We start from the raw sequence: 13,148 nt of genomic DNA, 5'->3' as shown, positions 1-13,148 counted from the left end.
ACTGCCGCCCTTCGGGTTGCGCCGAATTTTGCCTGGGGCTGCGTTGCTCCTCGGTCACAGCCCCACTGGCGGGGGATGCTCGCTCGTCGCGCCTTGCCCCAGGCCAAATTGGGCGCAACGAACGTGAGCGTATTTACGAAACGGACCACTAAGGCTGACACCTCGAGGGAGAGAGCACTCGGGCCGGCAGTCTTCGCGAATCTCGACCTGGCTCTACTGCGTCGGTTTATTGTCTGGCGCGATAAAACCGCATTCCGGCGTCCGGCTTCACTTTCAGAGGCGAAACGGCATTCGCCGCAGCCGTCCAGCCGCCTGTCAACGCTGTGGACGATTCGAGCGTGCCGCCGCTCCAGGTGATTTCAAGTTCTGCGCCGACTCGTTTGATAGCGAGCGCCGGCGGTTTGGCCATTTCAGCCACAGGGACGGTGAAGCCGAATGCGCGCGGCACCGTACTATTGAAACCCGACTGGCTCAGGTAGAAGTCGTCAAAGAAGAGGTTTGTCGTCGTGCTATGCCCGGCGAGGCCGCCGATTATAAGCTTGTCCAAATCCTTGGTCGTGAAACCCACGTCCGCCGCGCCCACCGGATCGCGAGCTGAGATGTAATCGGTAATGATCTTCGTGCGCTGGGTGGCTCCGTCCTTTTGAACGTAGATCGAGTAGGTATCGCCGGTCGAACTTTGGTCAGCCGGGAAAGCGCCATTCTTAAGGTCCACCCACACGTTGTAGGCGGTCCTGGGCGCAACGATCGGGTCCGCCGCAAAATCGGCCGGTGAACTGAAGCCATTCGCGCCGCCCACCTGCACGCCGGCGCCGAGTTCATTGCTGATGACCGCGCCTGGACCGATATTATTTCCGCCGCCGCCTACATCGCTGCCGAAACGAACACTGCGATCAGTGAGGGCCGCCGTGCCTTTGACGGGTTCCGACTCGTCGCCCGATACGTAAACGCGGAAGAAAAGCGTCCGTTGATCTCCTTCTTTGATCGTGAGCGGGCCGAGCCGGAGCGATGCGGTGCCGTTGCCGCCCCTGGGCGCGACCATCTTGTTGCCACCGATCTCGGCGATGGTGAAATCATTCGCGTCGAGATCAGCCCAGCCGCCTTGAAGGTTGAGCAGCCCGACGTTGTAACGGTCAAAATTGTCGAGCAACGTCCACCCCGGCGCCACACCATCGATGGCCGCGACAGCCAGGGTCTGGGAGGCCGATTCAGCGCCACGAGTCAGAGTCAGCTTGAACGTCTTGCTGGAAGTCATCGTCACTTCGGCCGACCCAAGGCCGGAGACCGTTTTCGCCCTCACGTCCCCGATGCCCTGGTCGATAACCACCTGGACATTCTTGGTCACGTCCCAACTCAAGATCACTTTGTCTCCGACGGCTGCGGCCGGCCGGCTGGAGGCAAAGGAGCGAATAGCCAGCGGCTGCGGTTTGGTGAAGGAAACCGGCGTGCCCGTCGTCACAACCGCCTTAACTTCGTCCACAGACAGCGCCCGGCTCCACAGAGCGACGTCGTCAATCAAGCCCGTGACCCAGTGCGTGGGATTAGCTCGCAAGATTCCACCGACGGTTGTGGTGTTGATGCGCCAGGCGCCGGCTTCTTTGGCAGGGATCTCTAAGGGGTCTTTAGCGCCGTCAAGGTAGAGCGCCCGCGTGCCGTCGGCTTGCTGGACAAAAGCAATATGATGCCAGGCGCCGTCCAACGGTTCGCCCTCACTTTTGATATGGTTCACCGTGGCCCAGCCGGATTGGCGGAAGAAGACGTCCAGCTTGCCCGTGCCGCCGCCACTGTCGGTGCCCAGGTTGAACAGGGGATCGTTGTTTGAGGTGCTGCCTTCGGAGAAAAGCCGCAGGTCCGTCTGGCCGGTGCCGGTGACGTTGGCCCAAAACGAAACGGTCAAAGCCGGATGTTGATTGATGGGCAACTGTTCGCCCGCGTTGTTGATTCGCTTGAGCATGGTCTGCCGGGCATTGTCGAATTTGAAGGCTTTACCCACTTTGCCGGTCACCAGGTCGGCGGCAGTCAGGTTCGCCAATTCCAGATCATAGCCACTGACCAGGTCGGGGGTTTTCACGCCGACCACTTCATCCAAAGGCCAATATGAAACCATCCCTTTGGCCAGAGGGGAGAAGACACTGCTCAAACTCTCTTTGACGAGCTGCTGGAGCTCTGCTTCCGAGAGTGCGCGGTTCCAGAGGGCGACGTCGTCAATCAAGCCCGTGACCCAGTGTGTGGGATTCGCTCGCAGGATCCCCCCGACGGTGGTCGTGTTGATCCGCCAGGACCCCGACTCTTTCGCCGGGATTTCCAGCGAGTCCTTCTTGCCATCAATGTAGAGCGCGCGGGACCCGTCCGATTGCTGGATGAACGCAAGGTGGTGCCAGGTGCCATCCAAGGGATCGGCTTCACTTTTGATATGGTTGACCGTGGCCCAGCCGGATTGTCGGAAGAAGACGTCCAGCTTGCCGGTGCCGCCGCCACTGTCGGTGCCCAGGTTGAACAGGGGATCATTGTTCGAGGTGCTGCCTTCGGAGAAAAGCCGCAGGTCCGTCTGGCCGGTGCCGGTCACGTTGGCCCAAAACGCGACCGTCAACGCGGGATGCTGGTTGATGGGCAATTGTTCGCCCGGACTGTTGATCCGCCGGAGCATCGTCTGCCGGGCGTTGTCAAACTTGAACGCCTTCCCAACTTTTCCCGCCACCAGATCGGCTGCGGTCAAGTTGGCCAGTTCAAGGTCATAGCCGCTGACAAGGTCGGGGGTTTTGGTTCCGACGACGTCGTCGAGCGGCCAATACGACACCAGGCCGTCTTTCAGGGCCGCTTGCGAGCCGGTGCTCGAAAGCAAAGTCGCCGCGGTGAGGAGAGTCAGAAGGAGGAGAGGCAGGTCAGGAGTCCGAAGGGTTTTGGTTCTCATAGGAGTTGACTGGGGTTGCGCATTCATGTCGGGAACGCTGAGAAGTAAACAAAGTCGTGCACGCTGGGCAAGCAGATTATCGAAAGGCGCTCGGTCTCCGCAGGCTTTTAAGGCGCAGCTTCCTTCCACGCGTCCGCGCGCCCTGGAGTTGCCGCTCGATTCCGGAAAAGTGATTTTGCTGCGCGGCATTCGCCGGAGCGGGAAAACCTCCCTGTTCTACCACACGATGCGCAGGTTGGAAGCGAGCGGCGTGGCGCGCGAGCAAATCCTTTATGTGAATCTCGAGGACGACCGGCTTTATCCCATTCGCGCGGACGAACTGGACCTCATCCTGCAGGCCCACGGCGAGTTGCTTCCGGAGTTTCAAAAGAAGCCTCTCTATCTGTTCCTTGACGAAATCCAGGCCGTCAACGGCTGGGAGCGTTTCGTGCGCCGAGTTCATGATACGGAACACGCGGCCCTATTCGTCACCGGGTCAGCGCCGCACCTGCTCGGCCGCCAAATCGCTCCCGTCTTGCGCGGGCGATGCCTGAGTTACGAACTTTTGCCCTTGAGCTTTTCCGAGTCGATCCGATTTCGAGATCTGACCTTTGAGACCTATTCCAGGACGAGCAAAGCGATGGCCGTGAACGTGCTCGAAGAATATCTGCGGTGGGGCGGATTTCCAGAGATCCTCCTGGCGGAGGAGCCCCTTCGACGAAAAATCGTGACCGAGTACGCGGACGTCCTCTACTACCGCGACTTGCTCGACGAATTCTCGGTGCGCAATGAGCACGTCATGCGTTTGTTGTTGAAGCACAGCCTGAGTCATCCGGCGGCCCTGGTCAGCCCCCACAAGCTTTACCATGACTTCCGTTCACAAGGCGTCCGTATTTCGAAAAACACGATTTACGAATATCTGCGGTTTCTCGAGGAGGCGGGCCTGATTTATTCCGTCCCGATTTTCGCGCAGTCTCTGCGCAAGCAAGAGCAGAATCCGAAGAAGACCTATATTGCCGACCTGGGATTGATGCAGGCGTTCACAGCGCAGCCAGACAAGGACCAGGGCAGGAAGTTGGAGAATCTCATTTTCCTGAAAAAGCGGGTTCTGGGCGGCGAATTGTTCTATTGCAGCGACGGGCACGAAGTGGACATCGTCCATCACGCCGGCGCGAATCTAACTTTCACCAACGTTTGCTGGCCTGTCGAATCGCCGCAAACCAGCCGGCGGGAAATCGCCGGACTGACCGCCGCATTTCAACGATTCCCCCAGGCCGAGTTCGAACTGATCGGGCATGAACTGCCCAAGAACCAGGCGCCGGCTCCCATCGTGCAGAAATCCGCATGGCAATACCTGCTGGAATGAAACGGACGACTTGTCGATGCACCGGGGCCGCGTGTGCTTCCCATTTCTTTCTTGAAGTCACGGCGCAGTTCAAGCACACCGGGGAGCGGCAAACTGACTCCCTATGAAAAAACTTAACGTCGGACTTATCGGCTACGGCTTCATGGGCCGTGCTCATTCCAACGCTTACCGCAAGGTCAATAACTTCTTCGACCTCGAATTCCAGCCCGTCCTCAAGGCCGCTTGCGCCCGCAGCGAAGACAAGGTGAAGCCTTTCGCCGCAAAATGGGGTTTTGAATCCATTGAGGCCGACTGGCGCAAACTCATCCAGCGCGACGACATCGATCTCATCGACATTTGCACGCCGAACAACACCCATGCCGAAATCGCCATCGCCGCCGCCAAAGCCGGCAAGATGATTCTCTGCGAGAAACCCCTTTCCATGGACGGGGCCGAAGGCAAGAAAATGGTCGCCGCCGTCGAGAAAGCCGGGGTCGCAAACATGGTTTGGTACAATTACCGCCGGGTGCCTGCGGTGACTTTCGCCAAACAACTGATCGACGAAGGCAAGCTGGGCCGCATTTTTCATTACCGCGCGAAGTTCCTCCAGGATTGGACAATCAGTCCGGACCTGCCCCAGGGCGGAACCGGCCTCTGGCGTTTGGACGTGAAAGCCGCGGGCAGCGGGGTCACGGGCGATTTGCTTGCCCATTGCATCGACACCGCGGTCTGGCTCAACGGCGGCATCGACCGGGTCAACGCCATGACGGAGACCTTTGTGAAGGAGCGGAAACACAATCTCACCGGCAAGGTCGAGAAAGTCGGGATTGACGACGCCTGTGCGTTCCTGGCCCGTTTCGGCAATGGTTCGCTGGCGACTTTTGAGTCCACGCGCTACGCCCGTGGCCACAAGGCGCTTTACACATTCGAGATCAATGGCGAGCACGCGTCGATCTTTTGGGACCTCCACGACTTGCACCGCCTTCAATACTTCGATCACCGTGATCAGGGGACCGTGCGAGGCTGGCGGTCCATCCATGTCACTGACGGCGACCATCCGTACATGGGCAAATGGTGGGTGCCGGGGCTTCAAATCGGATACGAGCACAGTTTTGTTCACCAGGTTGCAGACTTTCTGAAAGGGTTGAGCAACGGAAAGCCCGCTTCTCCAACCTTCCGGGACGCGCTGGAAACTCAGAATATCTGCGACGCCGTCCTGAAATCGGCGAAGACAGGCAAGTGGGAGAAAGTCGCGAAGGTGAAGTGACCCGCGCGAGGAGTTCTCCCTCCCCACGAACCTGATTCAACCGCGGATTACACGGATAACCCGGATAAAATCTCTTTGTCATCCGCGAAATCCGCGAAATCCGTGGCTAAAAAAACCGGTTCAGGGGTTTCAATGTGCGAAACTTTTCGGAGAATTCTCCCCAGCGGGAGGGTTGGGGTCAGGGAGAAAGCTTCGGCGCTTGCGTGCGTGTTTAGCGTGTCCGGGACGGATTCCGTCCCAAATCGGACCTTGAGGCTGGCTGCCGCTCAGGGTGAGACGATGGGCAACCGGGGATCCTGGTTTTTCCATGGGCTGTCTCTTTGTTTCAAGGACCTCAAGGATCATAGCAGGGACGGAGTGGAATCCGTCCCTACCAACGCAAACCCAGACCAAGGCAGAGGGAATGGCGCAGAAACGGATGTCCGACGGTAGCCCGAGCGCTAAAACGTCGCAGCGGTTAAAGAGTTTGCGGAGGGAAACAGAATTTTGCGCATTGAGAAGCAAGTAGTAATCGAGTGTCAGCTTCTCGCGTGAGGGGCCACCTCCTGACGTAACCTGGCCATTGCCAATTGCGTCTGGCGATTCCGGGCGACTTGTCCGTCCCTAGTCAGCCTGTTGAACTAATTGTGAATTGTCCTATTGTCCGAACGGCCGTTTCCGCGCGAAGACTCCTCAATCGAAGGAGTATTCGCCGAACTCTCTCAATCTCCAGCCAGATTTTCGGCCTCATCGTGGCGCTGCTGGTGTCGGGCTGCCGCGCTTCCTATTACCGGAAGTCCGCCGACAAAGAGGTTTATAAGATCATCCAGAACAAACAGCAGCAGGTCTTCGGGAAAACCAACGCCTTCAGCATCGACACGCGCTACTCCAACCGCGCTCCGGATGACATCAAAGCGCAGGAGATTCTCGAAGATCGACTTCAGCAAGCCAGGCATGTGCTCACGCTGCCGGAGGCGCTCCGGCTCGCCGTCGAAAACAACCGGGCGTATCAGCTTCGCAAGGAAAACCTCTACATCTCTGCTCTCACGCTGACGCGCGAACGGTTTGCTTACGTGCCGCAGTTCTTTGCCGGGACAACTGTCAGCGGGGAGCGCTCCTCCAACGGCGACGAATCAGTTCGGGCCGCCAATCGGCTGGGCATGGACACGCTGTTCAAAACGGGCGGGCGCGTCGGTCTGGACCTCGCGAACGATTTGCTGCGGTTTTACACGGGCGATCCGCGCCGGTCGGCGGTTTCGACGATTGCCTTGAGTCTGTCCCAACCGCTGCTGCGCGGGGCGGGCGCGAAGATCGCGGCGGAGAATCTCACGCAGGCGGAGCGGAACGTGATCTACGAAATCCGCAGCTTCAGCTATTACCAGGACACGTTCGCGTTCGATATCGTCTCGACGTATTTCCGGCTGCTCCAGCAGCAGGACACCGTGAGGAATCAGTTCAACAACTACCAAAGCAGGACGAACCTGGAGGCGCGAACCGTGGCGCTGGCCTTCGACCGGTTGGCTCCCATTCAGGCGGATCAAGCCAAACAGGAGAGCCTCGCCGCGAAAAACAGCTACATCCTGGCCGTGGACCGATATCGAAACAGCCTGGATCAGTTCAAGATCACGCTGGGCTTGCCGGCCGGCTACGAAATCCAGCTCGACGAAAACGCGTTGAAAGAGATCGAGGCGATAGGCTTGCTCCCGGTGCCCCTGAACGAATCCGAAGCGCTCCAGACCGCGCTCAACCGGCGCCTGGACCTGCTCAACGAGATCGATATTTTCGAAGATAGCAAACGGAAGATCAAAATCGCCGCCGACCGCTTGAAGCCCGACTTGAACTTATTCGCCGACGCTTCCCTTCAGTCCGAACGTCCCACGGATTATGCGAACTTCGATCTGAACGACTACCGGCTTTCCGGCGGCGTGCAGGTGAATCTTCCCATCAATCGATTGCTGGAACGCAATTCCTATCGCTCGTCGTTGCTCAGCTTTGAACGCCAGATTCGCACTTTGGCTCTGTTCCTCGACGATCTGAAGAATGATGTTCGCGCGGATCTGCGAACCCTGGAACAGGCGCGACAAAGTTATGAAATCCAGAACAGCGCCAAGGCGCTGGCGGATCAACGCGTGGATAGCACGGAACTCCAGCAGGCCGCGGGGCGCGTTCAGGTCCGAGATGTTTTGGAGGCGCAGACCGCGCGCGTCCAAGCCTACAATGCAGCCACCGCGGCGCTGGTCGATTATCATTTGACCCGGTTGCGTTTCCTGCTGGATTTGGGGGCGCTTAGGACGGCCGAGGAAAAGTTCTGGCTCAAGCAGGGCGACCTTGCCAAAGTGCAGCCAGGCCAAACCGCGCCGCCGACTCCGCCGCCGTCCGACCAGCTCATCACGCCGCAACAACTTTTCGAAAAATGAAAAACCCTGAAGTCAAAGCATCCGTCCAGCAGAGCCTGACCAAACGGCCCGCCGTGACCGCCGCCCTCGGCCTGATCTTGCTGATTGTGGCCTTCGTTGGCATCCGGCGCTGGACCACTCCGCCACCGGTGGAACAACAATTCCACACCGTAAAGCGGGGCGACATGCTGATCTCGGTCGTGGAAGGCGGCGCGCTGAAGGCCGTTAACGAATCGATCATTCGGAGCGAGTTCGAGGGCATGTCCCGGATTATCAGCATCGTGCCCGAAGGCACTTATGCGAAGAAAGGCGACCTGCTGGTGGAACTGGATTCTTCGGAGTTGAAGGACCGTCTCAATCAACAGGAGGTCAGTTACCAGAACAGCGATTTCGCTTTCGTCCAGGCGAAGGAGAACTTGAGCATCCAGAGAAGCCTGGTCGATAGCCAGATCAAGGACGCTGAATTGCGCGCGGAGTTCGCCAAGTCCGATCTCGACAAATACATCGAAGGCGATGCCCCCCAGCAAATCAACACCCAGACCAATAATATCATCATCCGGAAGGAACAGTTGCAGCGCGCCCAAGACAAGTTGGATTGGACCCAGCAACTGTTCAAAAAAGGCTACGCCTCAAAATCGGAATTGGAAGCCGACGGACTCAGCTTGATGCAGTCCAAAATCTCCCTGGAACAGGCCGAGGAAGATTTGCGGCTTTTCCGAAAATACGACATGCCGAAAAGCGTGCGCCGGCTCGAGTCTGCCTGGGATCAGGCGAAGATGGAATTGGGCCGTTTGAAACAACGCACCTCGAACCAAATCGCCCAGGCCGAGGCCGACTTGCGAACCCGCCAGCGCGCGCTGGAATTGACACTGGAGAAACTGAATGAACTGAAGCAGCAATTCGAGAACTCGCGCATCAAGGCGCCGCAGGACGGCCTGGTCGTCTATGCTTCGAGCAATCCCTTCATCGGCGGCAGTGGCGGGCAAATCTTGATCGAGGAAGGCGCCCAGATCCGGCAGCGCCAGGAAATCATCAAGTTGCCCGACGTTTCGCAAATGCTCGTGGAAATTCGCGTCCACGAATCCCATGTCTTACAGATCCGAGCCGGCCTGGATGCCTACGTCACCGTCGATTCCATTCCGGATCGCCGGTTCAAAGCCAAAGTGAAAAAGGTCGCCGTTCTGCCCAATTCGCAGGACCGCTGGATGAACCCGAACCTCAAAGTCTATTCCACGGACGTGCTGATCGAAGACGAGTTGCCGGATTTGAAACCCGGAGTCTCGGCCCGGGCGGAGATTATCGTCACCAACCTGGTCCAGGCATTGACGGTCCCGCTGCAAGCGGTGACGACCGTCAAAGGCAAGCAGGTCTGTTACGTTCAGAACGGAAAAGGCACCACGCCGGCGCCAGTCGTGGTCGGGAATTTCAACGATCAATTCATCGAAATCAAATCCGGCCTCAAGGAAGGAGATCGCGTGTTGCTCTCGCCGCCTGCGGCCACCGATAACGCCGACCTGAGCGGATCGATCATATCCTCAGCCGAATTGGAACAGCAGCGAACGGCGCCGCCGGCCACGACCGCGCCCAAAGCAAGTCCCGGAAACAACAACACCTCCACCCAAGCCAATCCCGGCCGCGAAGCCGAATCCGCAAGCGGATCGATCGCCGCCGTGGCAACAGGCCAGCCGGCCGTTGCGCCAGGAATCGTGCCGCCAACCCCGCCAGCCGCCACGGCAGAGCCAGGATCCGAGTTCGGTGGAAGGCGCCGCGGTGGCAACGATCCCGAAGCGCAAAAGCGCCGGGAAGAATTCATGAAACTCAGCCCGGAAGAGCGCGCCGCGAGAATGCAGCAGTTCCGAGGTCGTCGCGGACAGCCGGTGAGTGAAACCTCTGCGCCGCAGAATCGAAACCCCGAGTGAGTGAAGGTTTCACGACTCTCTTCCTATGCGAATTCGACCGCTGAACTCACGCCTTCGCCTCTCCCAGGGGGGGAACTTGAGACTGGCGCACCGATCGAGCCTCCCCTCCTGGGAGGGGGCAGGGAGTGGGTTCATGGGGAGCTTCCACGGCCTTCGAGCCATGCATACGGTCCATGAACCTAAGACCGCGCGGACCGCAGCCTTCAGGCTGCTTCCAGTCCCGCTCCGGGGTTTGGCGTTGAAGCGGCCTCAAGGCCGCAGTCCGGAGGAACGTTTCATGGGAAGCTTCCTTGGCCAAGAAGCCATGCCTACGGCCCATGAACCGAGAACCGCGCGGACCGCAGCCTTCAGGCCGCTTCCGCGCACTCCCCGCAGTCGGGCGTTGAAGCGGCCTAAAGGCCAGGGTCCGAACCGACGGTTCATGGGAAGACACGATTAGCACCCTTATGACCACGCGCAACCGGCAGCGACGCAAGAGCGGCCTTTCCTGGACCGTTCTGATCCTTGTGGCCGTCGCGGGCGCTTTCGCGATTCGCGCTTACATCCAGAAATCGGGAAAGCCGCAGTATCCGCCGAATGCTTTTTACGAAGTGAAGCGTGGCGACCTCTTGATTTCCGTGGTGGAAGATGGCGCGCTTCGGGCCGTCAACGAAACGATCATCCGCAACAACCTGGAAGGCGTCTCCCGCATTATCCACCTCGTGCCCGAAGGTTCGCACGTCAAAAAAGGGGACTTGCTCGTCGAACTCGACAGCTCCGTGCTCCGGGACCGGTTGAACGAACAAGAGCTTGCTTATCAGGACAACCTGTTCCTTCTGCTGCAGGCCCGCGAGAACTTGAAGATTCAGAAGAGCCTGGTCGAAAGCCGGATCAAGGACGCCGAACTCCAGGTCGAACTCGCAAAGTCGGATTTGGAGAAATACCGCGATGGGGACGCCCCGCAGCAAATTCGGATCTCGGAGTCCCGGATCGGAGTTCTTGAAGAGCAGGTGCGCATTGCCAGCGCCCGGTTCACGCGGACGGAACAGCTTTTCAAGGAAGGCACCGCCACCAAGTCCGAGTTGGAGGCAGACAGCCTGAGTTTGAAACGCGAACAACTTGGATTGGAGCAAATCCGCGAAGACCTCCGGCTTCTCAAGAAATTCGATCAGCCCAACATGATTCGCATGCTCGAATCGAAGCTGCAGTTGGCGAAGGACGAACTCGAACGGCTAAAGCAACGCTCGTCGAATGAACTCGCCCAGGCCGAGGCGGACCTCAAAACAAGCCAGCGCGCGCAGGAGATCACGGACGAAACGCTCAAGCAGCAACGGAGGCAGTTGGAGAACGCGAAAATCTACGCCCCGCAGGATGGCCTCGTCGCGTATTCCACCAGCAGCCCTTTCCAGGGTCGCGGAGAAGGAGGATTTGAAGAAGGCCGGTCGCGAGGCAGTCGGGGAGGGCGAGGCATGGCTGACTTCGGCGGCGGATTTCAAAGCTTTGGCGGAGAAGGCCGGCGAGGACAACGCGGCAGTGGTGGCGGGAGCGGGTGGGGCAGTTCTTCGTCCGGCGGCGGTTATAGCAGTTCATCATCATCCGGCTCGTCGGGGCGCAGCGGTGGTTCGTCATCCGTTGGCTCCGGCACGACAAGCAGCGGTTCGTCAAGTCAGGCTTCAACATCGGGGACGGCGGGCGGATCGGGTTCATCAGCATCCAGAAGTCAGTCAGCATCTATGGGCGGCGGGATGCAAGGATCTTCAGCGGGCGGTGGTTTCGGCGGGGCGTCCGGAGGCGGGCGGTCAGGCGGGGGTAGCGGTGGTGGCGGTTTCTCTTCCGGCGGGGGCGGGGGTTCAGGCGGAGCCAGCCCGTCATTCGCCTCCTACGGGTCGATTCGGCAGAGTTCACAGACCGGCTCATCCGGCTCGATGGGGCAGAGTTCTGGCGCGGGTTCCGGTTTTTCTGGTTCGGGCGGCTCAGGCAGTTCTTTTGGCGGGAGCGGTTCGGGCAGTTCATTCGGTTCGAGCAGTTCCAGCGCCTACGGTGTGCAGAATCCCTACAGCACCACCGGGAGCCAAAGCAGTTCGCGGTTTGGTTCGCAAAGCTCCTCTTTTGACATGGGATCGTTCATGTTCATCGGCACTTCTGGAGTGATTGAGGAAGGCGCCATGGTTCGGCAGCGGCAAGAGCTGATCCGACTTCCCGACGTTTCGAAAATGCTGGCCGAAGTCAAAATCCACGAATCGCGCGTCCGCCAGGTTCATCCGGGCATGCCCGCATATGTGCGGGTCGAGACACTGCCGGGCCGCCGGTTTAAGGGCACGGTGCGCCGCGTCGCGATCCTGCCGGATACGCAAGCAAGCTGGGTCAGTCCCGACACGAAAGTCTATGCCACGGACGTCCTGATTGATGAGGAATTGCCCGAACTCAAGCCAGGCGTATCGGCACGCGCTCAGATTATTATTACCAATCTGACCCAAGTGCTCAGTGTGCCGATCCAGGCGGTCACCACTTTCAATGGCGAACACGTTTGCTACGTCAAGAAAGGCTCCGGGGTCAGCCCGATCTCAGTGAAGACCGGCTGGTTCAATGACCAGCTCATTGAGGTCTCGTCCGGACTGAAGGAAGGAGACCTCGTGTTGCTCGCGCCGACCACGGACGAGGAGCACCTTGACCCCGAAGCGCAAACGCCTCAAAGCAGCACCGCGAGCGAAGCGGGTTCGGCGAGAAACAACGCCGCGGCGCCGCCCGGCGACTCTCAACCCGCCGCGGAGAACCGGTCTATCGAAAACGGCCAGCGACCTGCCGGGCCTCCTCGCTCAACACCTTCTCAAACGGAAACCGGCGTTCAGCGTGGCGAGAATCAACCTGCGGAAGGAACGGAAGGCGGCGCTCGAAGTGGCGGGCGCGGACGACGCGGACAAGGGCCGCTCGATCCCGAAATGCAGAAGCGCATGGAAGAGTTCATGAAGTTGAGTCCGGAAGAACGCGAAGAGCGGATGCGCCAGTTTCGAGGCCGGCGCGGCCAAGGCCAAGGCCAAGGCCAGCCGCAGCCCGACTTTTAAGCCCAGCCACCTCGGGAAACCCCTAAGCCATAGAATGGCATTTCAACCGCAGATGGACGCTGATAAACGCAGATTACAAACGCGCTGTTGCCCCCAGGGAACTCGCTTACGCGGCGAGTTTTCTCCGGCTCAACTATCCTCGTTTATCTGCACTGCCATCGTCCAGATTGCTTGCCGCCTGCGACGAACTTGGACTGCGGTGGCAGAGCGCAGCGACGACACCGCTTTCTGGGGCCATCCCGGATCCAAAGCGGCGTGGCGCTTCCCTTCCCGCCGCAGTCCAAAACGCTCGATTGCGGCTTTGCCGCGGT

Annotated in this window: 6 protein-coding genes; 5 read left to right on the top strand and 1 reads right to left on the bottom strand. The window is 59.3% G+C overall.

The features are described 5' to 3' along the window. Window positions 1-226: 226 nt before the first annotated feature. Window positions 227-3,100: a LamG domain-containing protein gene (locus FJ398_08240; protein ID MBM3837941.1), complete on the bottom strand. Its 2,874-nt coding sequence runs from the start codon at window positions 3,098-3,100 to the stop codon at window positions 227-229. Between FJ398_08240 and FJ398_08235 the strand changes: the two genes are divergently transcribed. The 5 genes from FJ398_08235 (at window position 2,937) to FJ398_08215 (ending at window position 12,837) form a co-directional block, all read left to right on the top strand. Continuing rightward, window positions 2,937-4,256, top strand: coding sequence for an ATP-binding protein (locus tag FJ398_08235; protein MBM3837940.1), 1,320 nt, complete (start codon window positions 2,937-2,939; stop codon window positions 4,254-4,256). The genes FJ398_08240 and FJ398_08235 overlap by 164 nt on opposite strands. A gap of 103 nt (window positions 4,257-4,359) precedes the next feature. Next, window positions 4,360-5,502 (top strand): Gfo/Idh/MocA family oxidoreductase, encoded by a 1,143-nt coding sequence (locus FJ398_08230; protein ID MBM3837939.1) that lies wholly within the window; start codon window positions 4,360-4,362, stop codon window positions 5,500-5,502. 731 nt (window positions 5,503-6,233) lie between these two features. Further along, a complete protein-coding gene (locus FJ398_08225) occupies window positions 6,234-7,898 on the top strand; it encodes a TolC family protein (protein MBM3837938.1) in 1,665 nt (554 codons plus the stop codon). Then, window positions 7,895-9,796, top strand: a complete 1,902-nt coding sequence (locus FJ398_08220) for an HlyD family efflux transporter periplasmic adaptor subunit (GenBank protein MBM3837937.1) — start codon at window positions 7,895-7,897, stop codon at window positions 9,794-9,796. Before FJ398_08225 ends, FJ398_08220 begins: the two co-directional genes overlap by 4 nt. Window positions 9,797-10,242: 446 nt before the next feature. Further along, window positions 10,243-12,837 carry an HlyD family efflux transporter periplasmic adaptor subunit gene (locus tag FJ398_08215; protein MBM3837936.1) on the top strand — a complete coding sequence of 865 codons (2,595 nt, stop codon included), beginning with the start codon at window positions 10,243-10,245 and terminating at the stop codon, window positions 12,835-12,837. Window positions 12,838-13,148: the final 311 nt, after the last annotated feature.

Source organism: Verrucomicrobiota bacterium, from assembly GCA_016871535.1.
In the GTDB taxonomy this organism is placed as follows: Bacteria; Verrucomicrobiota; Verrucomicrobiia; order Limisphaerales; family SIBE01; genus VHCZ01.
Note: the sequence above shows the minus strand (reverse complement) of the source record. Positions and strands in the feature narration are given on the sequence as shown.